The organism is Providencia sp. PROV267 (genome assembly GCF_028477825.1).
Classification (GTDB): domain Bacteria; phylum Pseudomonadota; class Gammaproteobacteria; order Enterobacterales; family Enterobacteriaceae; genus Providencia; species Providencia stuartii.
Genome location: NZ_JAMPLX010000001.1, coordinates 21,232 through 37,058, shown reverse-complemented (window position 1 = coordinate 37,058; position 15,827 = coordinate 21,232). Strand labels below are relative to the sequence as shown.

Genomic DNA, 15,827 nt, shown 5'->3' with positions numbered 1-15,827 from the left:
ACGGGAATCACATTAGTATGAAAACGACCCCAGTGTATTTTGCAAAAAATATATACCGATCACATTATTACAGTAAATTCTAATTCTTAGGTGGTAGATTGATACAGATCATATCATTACCCATTTTCTGGGTAATGATACTTCAAACTCTCGTTAATTATTAGGCTTCTAATAAGCGAATTAGCTCATTTTCGTCAATGACAGGTATACCTAGCTCATTTGCTTTTGCCAGTTTTGAACCTGCCGCCTCACCTGCAATGACTAAATGCGTCTTCTTAGAGACACTGCCAGAGACTTTAGCGCCGAGTGCCACTAATTTATCTTTTGCTTCATCCCGTGTCAGTTGGCTCAAAGAGCCCGTCAATACCACGGTTTTCCCTGCAAATGGACTATCTATCGTACTCACATCTACCGCAACAGCTTCTGGCCAATGAATATTCGCCTTATCTATTAACGCTTGAATGACAGTTTGATTATGCTCCTCGCGGAAAAAGTTAACGACATGCTTAGCCACCACATGACCAACATCTTGCACCGTTTTGAGTGACTCCTCATCTGCCGCCATTAGGGCTTCAAGGGTGCCATAATGCGCCGCTAAATTTGCCGCGGTAGCCTCACCGACCTCACGAATGCCTAACGCATAAATAAAACGAGCGAGAGTCGTTGATTTCGATTTATTTAGGGCTTCCACTAAATTTTGTGCCGACTTTGGCCCCATGCGATCTAAACCCGTCAATATCCCTGCACTTAATTGGTACAGATCAGCCGGATTTTTCACATATTCTTTTTCAACTAATTGGTCGATGATCTTATCGCCCATGCCATCCACATCCATCGCACGGCGTGAGACAAAATGTTTCAGTGCTTCTTTACGTTGTGCACCACAAATCAACCCACCAGTACAACGCGCAACGGCCTCACCTTCGACACGTTCCACATCAGAGCCACAGACTGGGCAGTGAGTTGGGAAAACAATTTCTCGGCTATCGGCTGGGCGTTCAGACTCAACAACACTCACAATTTGAGGTATCACATCGCCCGCACGACGGATCACAACAGTATCACCGATATGAACCCCTAAGCGCTCAATTTCATCAGCGTTGTGTAGCGTCGCATTACTGACTGTCACGCCGGCAACTTGAACTGGTTCCAAACGTGCAACAGGCGTAATTGCTCCGGTACGTCCAACTTGGAATTCAACATCTTTTAGCAATGTCATCTGCTCTTGAGCCGGGAACTTAAACGCCGTTGCCCAACGAGGTGCCCGAGACACAAAGCCTAACTCTTCTTGGGTTGCAATGTCGTTAATTTTAATGACGACCCCATCAATATCAAAGCCTAATGTTGGGCGAGCTTTTTCTATCTCATGATAAAAGTCCAATACCGCCTGAGCGCCTGTCCGTAATTGCACATACTCACTTACAGGTAACCCCCACTTCTTAAATTGCATCAGTCGCTCATAATGAGTATCTGGCAGTGTTTCGCCTTCCACCAGCCCCACGCCATAGCAGTAGAACGTTAAAGGCCTTTTCGCTGTAATACGTGGGTCTAATTGGCGTAATGACCCCGCTGCCGCGTTACGAGGGTTAGCGAAAACTTTTCCACCTGTACGGCGCGCTTCCTCATTCAATGCTTCAAAGCCTTTTTGTGGCATAAATACTTCACCACGAATTTCTACCCTAGCAGGAATATTTTCACCCGTTAAACGAAGTGGAATAGCACGAATTGTACGAACATTAGAGGTAATATTTTCCCCCACAGTTCCATCACCGCGAGTAGCGGCTTGGACGAGTTCGCCATTCTCATACAGTAAGCTCACCGCAAGGCCATCTAATTTTAATTCACAACAGAAGGTTTGTTCTTGCTGATCTTTTAATCGGTCTCTCACGCGTTTGTCGAAAGCAAGATAGCTTTCTTCATCAAATACGTTATCAAGCGATAACATCGGTATTTCATGACGTACGGTGTCAAACGCCGCTAATGGAGCCGCACCCACTCGCTGAGTCGGTGAGTCACTGGTGATCCATTCAGGATGTTCCGCTTCGATAGCCTTCAGCTCTTCCATGAGTTTGTCATATTCTGCATCTGGGATTTCAGGTGCATCTAATACATGATATTGATATTCATGATGACGTAATTGTTGTTTGAGTGTATCGAGATGTTGTTTTGTAGTCATGTTTCACCAGTAAAGATAAAAAACCCCCAGTTAAGGGGGTTTCGTTGATTCTGATATTTAATTCAGTGTGTTGCGGATCCGAGCATGGTACACCTCAATTTTCTGAGGTGTGAGCATTTTACGCTCATCATCAAGGACTACGCCCCCCACATCGGAAGCAATACGCTGTGCAGCTTGCAACATCAATTTGAAATTTTGCCCTGCTTCACCATACGATGGCACCATCATAAACATAGAGATACCCGGAGTGGTGAACTCTGACATCGTTTCTGGATCAAAAGACCCCGGTTTCACCATATTAGCAAGACTAAATAAAACCGGCCCTGTTCCCGATGGATGCACATGTCGATGGAAAATACGCATTTCACCGAACTGGAAGCCCGCTTGAAGAATGCTTTGCAACAGCGCTTCACCTTGTAGAACTTGCCCCTGAAGTGCAGCTACATGAAGAACCAGAACCGTCTCCTTGTTGTTCTCTGAAGATTGGTTTTGCGGTTGTTCAGTTTTCTTCTCAGTGTGCGCCTGTTCCTGTTCATGGTGTGTCGGCTGTGGCCCCTCTTGCTCTTCGTGAATGTCAAAATCAAATTCTGGTTGTTCAGGCGCATGCTGAGTGCGCCCATTCGCTGTAGAGACTGGTGTCGCTATTGGTTGAACCGTTGGTTCCACCTTCATCGCGGGTTGTTCATTTACAGCATTAACGCGCGAGTCAATATCAGATTCAACAGGCTCTGAACGCTCAGGCGTAATATTTAATACAGGCTCGGTATCACGAGTAGAAGATGTAATGGGTGGCAAATCAGGTTCGGCACGACGTTCTTCTTGAACCTGACGAGCAGGCTCAGAAACTACCGGTGAAGAGACGGGAGGCTCTACCTTTTGAGTTTCACTGAATAATGCAGAATCATCATCATAATCCGATGATTTATCCTGACTGTCATGTTTTCGGCGTTTTACGGGACGATCACGGAATAACTTAGAGCGCTCTTTACGGCTGGTCCATAAACCATGCAGTAATAACGCAATTATGGCTATCGCACCTACGACCACTAATATCAGACGCAAATCCTGCATCGCTGCTATCTCTAATTGTTGAATGATAATGCCACCACGGCAAAAAATAAGCCAAAATACTTTAAGTTGCAAGCCAAGGCGCACTCCCGCTCCCCTCGCCCCGCATTGCGGTATGATTTTGGGGATTTCAGCGGTAAAACGCCGTCAACCGAAAAACAACTTAAAAAATGACGGATATATCTTAAGATTATTTGTCAAACGTGCTAAGTGCAACCCCCTAAACGATTTTCTGATAAGAAAGAGACAATTCTGCTTTCGTTTGCTGCTTTTTTAAGCAAATACTGACTAGCCAGCCTAAAAACCTATCTATATGATACATAGTCAACCGCAAAGGAGAGAATAAGAAGTATGATACAATCGACAGATTCGCAACAAAAAAGCCATTCGGGTTTTTATTACTTCGTTCAAGGATGGCGTCTTGTTACACGTCCAGGTATTAAACGTTTTGTTATTCTACCACTTTTAGCCAATATCATCTTACTTGGTGGTGCATTTTGGTGGTTATATACCAAACTTGGTGGTTGGATTGACCAAGTCATGAGCTATATTCCTAGTTGGTTACAATGGCTTGATTATCTTATTTGGCCTATTTCCGTTATTTCGATTTTACTTATATTTACTTACTTTTTCAGTACGGTTGCCAACATTATCGCCGCACCGTTTAATGGTTGGTTATCCGAAAAGCTCGAATCAGAATTAACCGGTGTGCCCGCCCCTGATGGCGGTATTGTTGATATCGCAAAAGATGTTCCACGCATGGTTAAGCGTGAGTTTGTTAGGATCGGTTATTACCTTCCGCGCGCTATTGGCTTATTAATTTTGTTTTTTATTCCTGGTATTGGGCAAACTGTTGCTCCCATTCTTTGGTTCCTATTCGGTGCGTGGATGATGTCAATTCAGTATTGCGATTATCCATTTGATAATCACCGCGTTAGCTTTAGTGAAATGAAAAATGCTTTAGCCAAAGACCGCATGAATAATATTCAATTTGGTGGAGCAGTTAGTGTGTTAATGATGATACCTATCCTTAACTTGATTATTATGCCTGTTGCCGTTTGTGGCGCGACCTTAATGTGGGTTGACCAATACCGCGCTCGTCATGCACGCTATTAATTATTCACTGATTTGATCAAGAGTGCGGGGGGAATTTACACCTCGCACTTTTTCATCTTCAACCTCCCTCAGATCACAGACACAGCGCAACATATTTTATGATAGGTGCTTGTGTCACAACCTTTTACTTATAATTTTTCCACATAAGATAGCAATTCGTTATAAGCTTATACTTAATTTATATTTGCAATAATAGCGAGTTCACGTATGTTTGGAGTCAATCTTATCTATCATTCTCAGTTCTAAATAGGCAACTGCCTGATTATAAGGATATCCCATGAGTAAAATTTATGATGATAATTCGCTAACTATTGGCCATACCCCGTTAGTACGTTTAAAGCATTTCGGCAATGGCAATATCTTAGCGAAAGTTGAATCACGCAACCCAAGTTTCAGCGTTAAATGCCGTATTGGTGCGAATATGATTTGGGATGCTGAGAAAAAAGGACTTCTGACCAAAGAAAAAGAGCTGGTTGAACCTACTAGTGGTAATACAGGGATTGCTTTGGCGTATGTCGCCGCGGCTAGAGGCTACAAATTAACATTGACCATGCCTGAAACGATGAGCGTCGAACGCCGTAAACTACTTAAAGCATTAGGGGCGAATCTTGTATTGACTGAAGGCGCTAAAGGGATGAAAGGCGCCATTGAGAAAGCCGAAGAAATCGTCAACAGCAATCCGCATAAGTATATTTTGCTGCAACAATTTAATAATCCAGCTAACCCTGAAATTCATGAAAAAACGACAGGACCTGAGATTTGGAGTGATACTGACGGTAAGGTTGATGTTGTTATCGCGGGTGTGGGAACCGGGGGTACTATCACCGGTATCGGTCGTTATTTGAAAAAAACCAAGGGCAAAAATGTCACTCTGGTTGCGGTAGAGCCTGAAACGTCCCCTGTTATTAGCCAAACGCTAGCAGGAGATGAAGTCAAGCCAGGCCCACATAAAATTCAAGGGATCGGGGCTGGTTTCATTCCTGGCAACCTAGATATCACGCTTATTGATAGAGTATTTAAAATCAGTGATGATGAAGCCATTCAAACTGCCCGCCAATTAATGGAAAAAGAAGGGATCCTAGCAGGGATTTCATCAGGTGCTGCTCTTGCAGCCGCAGTAAAACTCGCAGCTGAACCTGAATTTAAAGATAAAAACATTGTTGTTATCTTACCTTCATCAGGCGAGCGCTATTTATCAACGGTTCTATTTTCCGATCTATCCGCCGAGTAATTTTAAAAACCGTTAATTAATCGTTAAAAAAGCACCTATTTGGTGCTTTTTTTGTGGAATGGATCAAACTTTAGCACGTATTGAGATGATTTCTGACCTAGGGTTTAGTATTAAACATAGTAATTATTTTGAGCCACGAAATTAATCAACTTTAAGTCAAAGATTTGTTCAATTACTCATATTCTTTGCGATTTAAATTGACATTATTTAGGCCAATAAACTGAAAAAGTGTTGATACGCAACAAAGTAGGAAACCTTTTTAACAGTTAATAATCTAACAATACGCAAACCTAAGTTTATTCAACTACACTAGCTTAGGTCATTATAAAAAACTAAAGTTATTGAGGAAATAATATGTTCCAGCAAGAAGTCACTATTACAGCACCTAACGGCTTACATACTCGCCCTGCCGCTCAATTTGTGAAAGAAGCCAAAGCATTCTCTTCTGATATTACTTTGACTTCTGGTGGCAAATCAGCAAGCGCAAAAAGCCTATTTAAGTTACAAACTCTAGGCTTAACTCAAGGTACTGTTGTGACAATTTCTGCCGAAGGCGAAGATGAAAAACAAGCAGTTGAGCATTTAGTTAAACTGATGGGTGAGTTGGAATAACCGCACAAGCAAGAGAGCCTGTGTCACCGCATTAATCTTCATCCCTGAATGGCATCATTCAGGGATATCAGTTTACACACAGATAAGCTTACTGTTGTCTTTTCAACATCAGAACACCTACCCGCAGTAGTAAGGTAATATTATGATTTCAGGAATTTTAGTATCCCCAGGTTTTGCTTTTGGTCAGGCTTTAATCCTCAAAGAAGATCCTATCACTGTCAGCACAAAAAAAATTACTGACGACCAGATAGAAACCGAGATCCAACACTTTATTGAAGGACGTAACAAATCAGCCGAACAGCTCAGCTTCATTAAAGAGCGAGCCGAAAAAAATCTTGGTGCAGAAAAAGCTGAGATCTTTGAAGGCCATATTATGCTGCTGGAAGATGAAGAGCTTGAACAAGAAATTGTCTCTCTAATCAAAAGTGATAAAAAAACAGCTGATGCCGCGGTTTACTCCGTTATTGAGGATCAAGCCCAAGCGCTCGAAGCACTTGATGATGAATATTTGAAGGAGCGTGCTGCCGACGTACGCGATATTGGTAAACGCCTATTAAAAAATATCCTCGGTATGCCTATCGTCGATTTGAGTGCCATCGACAAAGAGGTTATTTTGGTTGCAGCTGACCTAACACCGTCAGAGACGGCACAATTAAACCTTGATAAAGTATTAGGTTTCATCACCGATTTAGGTGGTCGTACATCACATACCTCAATCATGGCTCGTTCACTGGAGTTGCCTGCCATTGTCGGCACCTCAGATGCCACCGCGAAAATCAAAAATGGTGACTACCTCATTCTAGATGGTGTCAACAACCACATCTATCTGAACCCGTCAGATCAAGAAATTGATAAGCTGAAAAAATTCAATGAAGAATATCAGCAAGAAAAAAATGAACTGGCAAAATTAAAAGATTTACCTGCAATCACACTGGATGGTCATCAAGTCGAAGTGTGTGCAAACATCGGTACTGTACGCGATGTCGCGGGTGCTGAGCGTAACGGTGCTGAAGGGGTTGGTTTATATCGCACTGAGTTCCTGTTTATGGATAGAGACTCACTGCCAACTGAAGAAGAACAGTTCCAAGCATACAAAGCTGTTGCCGAAGCAATGGGAAGCCAAGCTGTTATTGTGCGTACCATGGATATCGGCGGTGATAAAGACCTGCCATACATGAATTTGCCAAAAGAAGAGAACCCATTCTTAGGCTGGCGGGCAATTCGTATTTGCCTTGATCGCAAAGAAATTCTACATTCTCAGTTAAGAGCTATTTTAAGAGCCTCAAGTTTTGGTAAACTGCGTATTATGTTCCCGATGATTATTTCCGTTGAGGAAGTTCGCGAACTAAAAGCAGAACTTGAGATGCTAAAAGGTCAATTACGTGAAGAAGGCAAAGCCTTTGATGAATCAATCGAAGTTGGTGTCATGGTGGAAACCCCTGCCGCAGCGGTTATTGCTCATCATTTAGCAAAAGAAGTTGACTTTTTCAGTATTGGGACGAACGATCTCACTCAATATACTCTAGCTGTTGACCGTGGTAATGAGCTGATTTCTCACCTCTACAATCCAATGTCGCCTGCTGTATTGAACTTGATTAAGCAAGTCATTGATGCATCACATGCAGAAGGCAAATGGACAGGAATGTGTGGTGAATTAGCAGGTGATGAACGTGCAACCTTGTTGCTGCTTGGTATGGGGTTAGATGAATTTAGTATGAGTGCAATTTCAATTCCTCGTATTAAAAAATTAATTCGTAATGCAAACTTTGCAGATACTAAAGCACTGGCTGAGCAAGCCCTTGCCCAACCAACCGCAGACGAATTGATGAAACTTGTTGATACCTTTATCCAAGAAAAAACGTTATGCTAGGAGCAGCACATTAGTTCGGTCCCATATAAAAACGATTAGGAGAAGGTCCATGGGTCTGTTTGACAAACTGAAATCACTGGTTTCGGATGATAAAAATAGCAGTGGCAGTATTGAAATTATCGCACCTCTATCGGGTGAAATTGTCAATATTGAAGATGTTCCCGATGTTGTTTTCGCTGAAAAAATTGTTGGTGATGGTATCGCCATCAAACCAGCAGGGAACAAAATTGTCGCTCCTGTAGATGGGACTATTGGTAAGATATTTGAAACCAATCATGCGTTTTCTATTGAATCTGATGATGGTATTGAACTATTTGTTCACTTCGGTATTGATACAGTCGAACTGAAAGGTGAAGGCTTTAAACGTATCGCTGAAGAAGGGCAATCCGTTAAAAAAGGTGATTTGGTTATCGAGTTTGACCTTGCATTGCTGGAAGAAAAAGCAAAATCAGTTCTAACGCCGGTTGTGATTTCTAATATGGATGAAATTAAAGAGCTGACTAAGCTTAGCGGTAGCGTTACCGTGGGTGAAACAGTTATTATGCGCGTTAAAAAATAACGGCAATCCCTTTTAAGCTTTTCAAATAAAACCACCAGATAGCGTTGTATGACCTCTGGTGGTTTTTTTATGGCAGGATAAAATCCATCGCCATCATATCTGTTGCAATCAACGACTCACCTATATTCGAGCACATTGATGCTTTTGTCAGTGTCTAGATGGCGATGCTAATTAATCGTCAAACACGCCCGTAGAAAGATAGCGATCGCCTCGGTCACAAATAATGGCAACGATCACCGCTCCCGGATTCATTTTAGCCACTCTCAAAGCGCCCGCAACCGCGCCTCCTGAACTAACACCACAAAAGATACCTTCTTGTTTAGCGAGGGCTCTCATCGTCTCCTCAGCCTCTTCCTGATTAATATCTAAAACGGTATCAACGAATTCCTGATTGAAGATCCCCGGAAGATAGCCTGGCGACCAACGGCGGATCCCCGGAATTTGGCTTTTTTCCGCTGGTTGTAAGCCCACAATCTGAATATGTGATGATTGTGATTTTAAATAACGACTGACACCCGTGATAGTTCCTGTCGTTCCCATACTTGAAACAAAGTGAGTCATGCGCCCATCGGTTTGCTGCCATATCTCAGGGCCTGTGGTCTTAAAATGGGCTAATGGATTATCGGGGTTATTAAATTGGTCAAGGACCTTCCCTTCCCCCTTCGCTTCCATTTCTTGAGCTAAATCGCGAGCGCCTTCCATGCCAACTGAAGTACTAACTAAAATGAGTTCAGCACCATAAGCCTTCATTGAGGCTTGGCGCTCTTTACTCATATTTTCGGGCATCAATAGTTTGAGTTTATAACCTTTGACTGCGGCGATCATTGCCAAAGCAATCCCGGTATTGCCACTCGTCGCTTCAATCAATGTATCACCAGGTTTTATTTCACCACGTTTTTCCGCTTCTGTGATCATTGAATACGCGGCTCTATCTTTGACGGAGCCAGCCGGATTATTACCTTCTAGTTTGACCCAAATTTCAGCGTCCATCCCCTGTGTCAAACGCTGAAGTTTAACTAGCGGCGTATTACCTATAAATTGTTCCAGAGTTGCCACTGTCTATTCCTTATTCTATTTATCTATAATCACCATTTCGAATGATATAGATAGTATCCTAACACCTACAAATTAGCAGCATGAAAAAAATTCACTTATATATCAGTAATTAATAATTCTGGTCGATGTTATTACTAATATCGATAATATGATATGTTTACAGGGAATTTGACTGAAAATAGTCTCAAAAAAATGCCATTGGTCAGCTCAAAAATGGTCAGGCAGGCATAAATTACGTTTTAATATCGAGGGATATTGCGTTGATGAAATAACAACATCAACGCAATATTAGGAATGGTTAGGCACTTTTAGCTAACTGGGGAAATAAGAGCTCATTTTCACCTTGGTAAATTTTAGCCTGTTGACTACCAAGGAAATAGTGCTCACCACGCACAGGCGTTACATGAGACGATTGCCAAACTACAGAGAGAGGTTCATGCCCCCAACCTATAGGCTGTACCGTTAACTGCCAGAAATGCCCTCTCGGCCCGGATTCAATCACACGAACCGGTAATCGGTGCTGTTCATCAACGTCTTTCTTCAGTGTTATATCCCATGGACGTAAAAACACATCCACCTCGCCTTGTTGGGCACTTGCATGATGTAGAGGGAATTCATAACCATCAATATGTAACTGAGAACCTTTAATTTGCCCATGGAGTTGATTCACTTCCCCCATAAACTCCAACACAAAACGCGTTTCAGGACGTTGCCAGATATCATCAGGAGTGCCAACTTGCTCAATATGCCCCTGACTCATCACCACTATTCTATCGGCAACCTCCATGGCCTCTTCCTGATCATGGGTGACAAATACACTGGTAAACTTCAATTCATCATGTAATTGACGTAACCAGCGGCGCAATTCAATACGTACCTGAGCATCCAACGCACCGAAAGGCTCATCTAGCAATAAAATTTGTGGCTCTACAGCCAAGGCACGGGCCAGCGCAACACGCTGTTTTTGCCCTCCTGAAAGCTGAGAAGGATAACGAGAGGCCAAATGCGCCAACTGAACCATATCAAGTAATTGCATGACTTTCTGCTTGATAGCTTGCGATGATGGGCGTTGTTTTCTTGGCATAACGGTGAGACCAAACGCGACATTGTCAAACACCGTCATATGACGAAACAGGGCATAATGTTGAAATACAAAGCCAACATGCCTATCTTTAGCATGAATACGGCTAACATCTTGACCATGGAAGCGTAGTAAGCCATGGCTATGCTGTTCTAACCCTGCAATAATCCGTAACAGTGTCGTCTTACCTGAACCGGATGGACCGAGCAGTGCCACCATTTCACCAGATGCAATATCTAATGAAATATCTTTCAACACTTGCGTCCTACCAAACAATTTCCCAATTTTTTTAATTTGAATACTCATGGTAAATGAACTCCTGATTCGGATTGCTGCCGGCTCAAATGCCATTGCAATGCACTTTTAATAATTAAAGTGATAATCGCCATTACAGCTAGGATCGCAGCAGCAGTAAATGCGCCTACGGTGTTATAGTCTTGATGCAATAATTCTACTTGTAACGGTAGCGTATAGGTTTCCCCGCGTATGGCACCAGAAACAACGGACACGGCACCAAATTCACCTATTGCTCGAGCATTAGTCAGAACAACACCATACAATAGTGCCCAACGGATATTTGGTAAGGTAACTCTCCAAAACATTTTCCAACCTGAAGCGCCCAGTAATACTGCCGCTTCATCTTCGTGACTACCTTGGCTTAACATCAGTGGAACTAATTCCCTAACTACAAAAGGACAGGTCACAAAAATGGTCACTAATGCCATACCGGGCCACGAGAACATTAATTGGATATCATAACTTTCTAGCCAGCCCCCAAACCAACTGTTGGAGCCATAAAACAGTAGATAAAGTAACCCCGCGACCACTGGCGATACCGCAAAAGGAATATCGACTAGGGTTAATAACAGTTGCCTACCAGGAAACTGAAATCGAGTAACTAACCACGCGAGCATGGTGCCAAAGATCAAGTTGACAGGCACCGTTATCAGTGCAATAAGGACCGTCAGTCCAATAGCATGCAACATGTCCGCGTCATTCAAATTCATTAAAACCGCATCAATACCTTTGGAAAAAGCGGTCAAAAATATCCAAATAATTGGCACCACCAGCAACATGACTGAAAACAATATGCCTGTGATAATCAAAGACCATTTAGCCCAATTAATCGGTTGACGAGAAGCCCCCGTGACAGGTGTAACCTGAGCCATTACTTTCCTCCCAACCTTTTGCCAAAGCGGCTTTGTACGACATTGACGCTAAATAGCAGTAATAATGAAACCGCTAAAATAACAGAAGCAATCGCACTCGCTGCTGGGTAATCAAACTGTTGTAACTGACTAAAAATCATCAAAGATACGACTTCAGTTTGCCAAGCAATATTTCCTGCAATAAAGATAATGGCACCAAACTCCCCCAAACTTCGGGTAAAAGACAATACTGTTCCTGCAATTAATGCGGGAGAAACTTCAGGCAATACCACCCGTCGAAATGTTTGCCAACGGCTTGCACCCAATGTTTGTGCCGCCTCTTCATATTCAGGCCCAAGCTCTTCTAACACAGGCTGTACCGTTCGTACAACGAACGGAATACTGGTAAAAGCCATTGCGACAGCAATGCCGAGCCAAGTATTTACTACTTTAATATCAAAGTGATGCAGAAACTGCCCGTACCAGCCAGACGCTGCAAATAACGTAGCTAATGTTAAACCTGCCACCGCGGTAGGTAAGGCGAAAGGCAAGTCAACAAGACCGTCTAAAAAAGTGCGGCCAGGAAAACGATACCGAGTCAAAATCCAAGCGAGCAGCATGCCAAAAACCGCATTAAATAAACTCGCAACCAGTGCAGCCAGTAAGGTGACTTTATAAGCGGCAACGACTTGCGGATAGCTGATCACATCCCAATATTGTTGCCACGTCATTTCAGATAACTGAACGACTAACGCACTCAAAGGTAGCAGCAGGATCAAACAGGTATAAAATAGGCTGCTACCTAGTGTGAGGCCAAATCCTGGCAAAAAGCGTTTCCCTGACTTACGCATTAACGGCGCCCTTCTGCCATCAATTTGTCAAACTCTCCGTTCGTCGCAAAATGGGTCTCCATCACCGCAGGCCAACTCTTAAACTGTGATTCGACCGTAAATAAGCGGGTTTCAGGGAACTTATCTTTATTTGCCGCCATGACTGCCTGATCGTTCACCCGATAGTTAAATTTAGTGATAATTTCTTGAGCTTTTGGACTATATAGGTAATTAAGATAGGCTTTCGCCACCTCTTCCGTACCATTTTTCTGAACGTTTTTGTCAACCCAAGCAACTGGGAACTCCGCCAGAATATCGACAGGAGGAACGATAACTTCATAGTCCGTTTCACCATACTGCTGACGAATATTGTTCACTTCTGATTCAAAGCTAATCAATACATCCCCAAGGCCTCTTTCAATAAAGGAAGTTGTGGCACCACGCCCCCCTGTATCGAACACTTCTACATTTTTCAAAAACTGCTTCATCTGCTCGCGGGTTTTCTTTTCATCACCTTTATTTTCTTGCGCATAGGCTCCCCATGCCGCTAAATAAGTGTAACGACCATTACCCGATGTTTTTGGATTTGGAAAAATCAGCTTCACGTCTTCACGCGCTAAATCATCCCACGTTTTAATGCCCTTTGGATTACCTTTACGCACTAAAAACGCCATCGTAGAGTAATATGGTGAGCTATTATTCGGTAATCTTGCTTGCCAATTTTCAGGGATCAACTTGCCTTTATCATGCAAGATTTGTACATCTGTCACTTGGTTATAAGTCACCACATCAGCCTTTAAACCTTGCAAAATAGCTAAGGCTTGTTTCGATGAGCCAGCATGTGATTGCTTGATCGTTAATTTGTCATCAGGGTGCTGTTCATTCCACTGCTTTTCAAATTCAGGGTTTAGTGCAACAAATAGCTCTCGGGCGATATCATAAGAGCTATTGAGCAGTTCAGCCGCTACCAACGGCGCGCTCCCCATCAATGAAAATGTTGCGAGACTCGCTAAGGCTGTTTTCTTTAAAATCGCTTTTTGCATTAGGCACCTACTTATGACTAAACCAAAACTACGCTAATGAGGTTACTTTATCTGCTTTGTTTATAACTGTGTAGCTATCAATTGCCTTTTAATATATCAAATTGGTATATTCAAGAAATTATGGCAATAAGCAAATAAATTATATTAGTTATCATAAAGTTGACTGCGTGAAAGGCCTTCATGAAGGCGCTAAGCAATAGAAGGGAAAAGTAGGATATTGACGCAAAAGTAAATTGCCGCCAGATGGCGGCAATAAGAATAATTTATAACGACAATAAAGTGTCAATTGAAGGGGCAAAATAGTAGCTTCCTGATACTGCTTTGGTCATGCGTAACAGGTCATCATATTTACCATCTTTTTCACCAAACATACTCAAAAGCTGCTGTTCAATATTATGGAGGCGCGCGCAATACGCAACGAAGAATAAACCATGTTTGCCGCTTGCCGTACCATATGGCAAGCTATGACGCATAATCGACAACTCTTCCCCATCTTCTTCAACCACCACGCGAGAAACATGTGAAGTCACATTACGTTCGCTTTCATCCAGCTCCACACTGTCTTTTTTGGTGCGACCAATCATTTTCTCTTGTTCTTGTTCAGAGAAACGGTCCCATTTATTGAGGCTGTGCTCATAACGCTGAACAAGAATATAACTGCTTCCCATATCAATGCCATCAGCAATTAATGCAACTTCAGCGATTTCTTCACCTTGTGGGTTTTCGGTTCCATCAATAAAGCCACTTAAGTCGCGCTCCTCAACCCAACGGAAGCCGTGGATCTCTTCTTCGACTTTAATTGCTGAGCCGAATGCTTTTAGTGCCGCCTGTGCCAATGAAAAGTTAATATCATGGCGTTGAGATTGGATATGAATAAAAATATCACGCTGTGTTGCTGGCGCTAACCCTTTACCTAATGGATGAAATGGTTTTAACTCAGGCGCGCTTTCCGGTGTTGATAGCTGTTTCCAGATATCAGAGCCGAAGGCCACTACAGCCCCTAATCTATCTGTTGGATACTGCTCCTGTAATTGAGTCAGTGTTTCAACAAAACGCTGACAACCTGTTTTTATATCAGCCAGAGACCCTTGCACCATTGCTTCAATGAAAATACCGAAACGGCTATGATCTTTCAAAATACCGCTCTGAGAATGAGACATGCTAATCAACCTCTTTTAAATAATTTATTATTTATGTCTAGCGATATAGTATCTCATCGATGACGATTTTCACCTGTTTTAACGCAAATATTGGCTAACATTTAGAAAAATGCACAATTTATTCTTAATAAGATAAGTGGGTTAAGAGGGGATCGTATATTAGGAGGGAATAACAACGTATTTTACCTTAATAAAACACGTTGTTATATCAATTAAATGTTTAGAACATAATCCAAAGCTATCGACCAATAGCTCTCTATCATCACGCTAAATCACCATTATTTTTTCCAAATAATTTGTGATACCGTCCAGCTCTTTAATTCATCATCCGGTGGCATTAAACCTTCTGGCCCTTGCCATTTACCATTAAATCGATAAATGATATGGGATGTTTGCGGGGCTACACATTCAACAGTCGGTTGATTATTAATTGGCTCAGCCATTTTACATGCGCCAAAAGCTTTTTCATAAATACCGCTAAATGATGAACCAATTTTCGTTCCCCATTCAGTTTTAATGTCAGGGTCATCCACAATAATACGTGAAACATAACCTTTTTCAGGGCCGATCACTTCAATTTTAACCGTCTCATCATCGATACCTTGAAACACGGTCACAATTTCACCTTGCTCAGTTTGCATCCCACTTCGTATCGTGTAACGGTTATCTAATCGCTCCTTGATGATGTCAGCTTGCATTGGTGTGAACCCAGTGATCTCCCCCACACCCGCTGCCTTCGCAGTAATAGGGCTACTAAACCAGTTCATTGGTGAAAGTGAAGACCAAAACCCCCCTGAGCCTGCACAACCCGATAGCAAAAACACACCACTTAGCGCGACTATCTGAGAAAGCTTCACAATTACACTTTTGGGCATAA

General features: G+C 42.5%; 14 protein-coding genes. 5 read left to right on the top strand and 9 right to left on the bottom strand.

The genetic code is table 11. From position 1 onward, the window contains the following. Positions 1-160 precede the first annotated feature (160 nt). Positions 161-2,176 carry an NAD-dependent DNA ligase LigA gene (gene ligA, locus PR709_RS00140; RefSeq protein ID WP_004921309.1) on the bottom strand — a complete coding sequence of 672 codons (2,016 nt, stop codon included), beginning with the start codon at positions 2,174-2,176 and terminating at the stop codon, positions 161-163. 57 nt (positions 2,177-2,233) lie between these two features. Further along, positions 2,234-3,247, bottom strand: a complete 1,014-nt coding sequence (gene zipA, locus PR709_RS00135) for a cell division protein ZipA (protein ID WP_151207855.1) — start codon at positions 3,245-3,247, stop codon at positions 2,234-2,236. Positions 3,248-3,595: 348 nt separating this feature from the next. Here zipA and cysZ point away from each other — a divergent pair, with 348 nt between their 5' ends. The 5 genes from cysZ to crr all read left to right on the top strand — a co-directional run bounded on the left by cysZ (position 3,596) and on the right by crr (position 8,632). Beyond that, positions 3,596-4,360: a sulfate transporter CysZ gene (gene cysZ, locus PR709_RS00130; RefSeq protein WP_004921313.1), complete on the top strand. Its 765-nt coding sequence runs from the start codon at positions 3,596-3,598 to the stop codon at positions 4,358-4,360. Positions 4,361-4,637: 277 nt separating this feature from the next. Next, positions 4,638-5,591, top strand: coding sequence for a cysteine synthase A (cysK, locus tag PR709_RS00125; RefSeq protein ID WP_004921315.1), 954 nt, complete (start codon positions 4,638-4,640; stop codon positions 5,589-5,591). Between the two features lie 354 nt (positions 5,592-5,945). After that, a complete protein-coding gene (gene ptsH / locus PR709_RS00120) occupies positions 5,946-6,203 on the top strand; it encodes a phosphocarrier protein Hpr (protein ID WP_004921318.1) in 258 nt (85 codons plus the stop codon). 142 nt (positions 6,204-6,345) lie between these two features. After that, complete coding sequence (gene ptsI / locus PR709_RS00115) at positions 6,346-8,073, top strand: phosphoenolpyruvate-protein phosphotransferase PtsI (RefSeq protein WP_004921320.1); 1,728 nt, start codon at positions 6,346-6,348, stop codon at positions 8,071-8,073. A gap of 49 nt (positions 8,074-8,122) precedes the next feature. Then, positions 8,123-8,632 carry a PTS glucose transporter subunit IIA gene (gene crr / locus PR709_RS00110; protein ID WP_004921322.1) on the top strand — a complete coding sequence of 170 codons (510 nt, stop codon included), beginning with the start codon at positions 8,123-8,125 and terminating at the stop codon, positions 8,630-8,632. Positions 8,633-8,803: 171 nt separating this feature from the next. Here the strand turns inward: crr and cysM are convergent, their stop codons facing one another. From cysM to PR709_RS00075, 7 genes are all read right to left on the bottom strand, one after another. Then, positions 8,804-9,688, bottom strand: coding sequence for a cysteine synthase CysM (gene cysM / locus PR709_RS00105; RefSeq protein ID WP_004921324.1), 885 nt, complete (start codon positions 9,686-9,688; stop codon positions 8,804-8,806). A 298-nt stretch (positions 9,689-9,986) separates the two neighbouring features. Further along, complete coding sequence (cysA, locus tag PR709_RS00100; protein WP_004921326.1) at positions 9,987-11,075, bottom strand: sulfate/thiosulfate ABC transporter ATP-binding protein CysA; 1,089 nt, start codon at positions 11,073-11,075, stop codon at positions 9,987-9,989. Then, a complete protein-coding gene (cysW, locus tag PR709_RS00095; protein ID WP_004921327.1) occupies positions 11,072-11,938 on the bottom strand; it encodes a sulfate/thiosulfate ABC transporter permease CysW in 867 nt (288 codons plus the stop codon). The genes cysA and cysW overlap by 4 nt, the downstream gene beginning before the upstream one ends. After that, complete coding sequence (cysT, locus tag PR709_RS00090) at positions 11,938-12,768, bottom strand: sulfate/thiosulfate ABC transporter permease CysT (RefSeq protein ID WP_004921329.1); 831 nt, start codon at positions 12,766-12,768, stop codon at positions 11,938-11,940. Before cysT ends, cysW begins: the two co-directional genes overlap by 1 nt. Then, positions 12,768-13,790, bottom strand: a complete 1,023-nt coding sequence (locus tag PR709_RS00085) for a sulfate ABC transporter substrate-binding protein (protein WP_004921332.1) — start codon at positions 13,788-13,790, stop codon at positions 12,768-12,770. Before PR709_RS00085 ends, cysT begins: the two co-directional genes overlap by 1 nt. A 263-nt stretch (positions 13,791-14,053) precedes the next feature. Beyond that, positions 14,054-14,950 carry a Dyp-type peroxidase gene (locus tag PR709_RS00080; protein WP_004921333.1) on the bottom strand — a complete coding sequence of 299 codons (897 nt, stop codon included), beginning with the start codon at positions 14,948-14,950 and terminating at the stop codon, positions 14,054-14,056. Between the two features lie 278 nt (positions 14,951-15,228). Continuing rightward, positions 15,229-15,825: an RpoE-regulated lipoprotein gene (locus PR709_RS00075; protein ID WP_004921336.1), complete on the bottom strand. Its 597-nt coding sequence runs from the start codon at positions 15,823-15,825 to the stop codon at positions 15,229-15,231. Positions 15,826-15,827 lie beyond the last annotated feature (2 nt).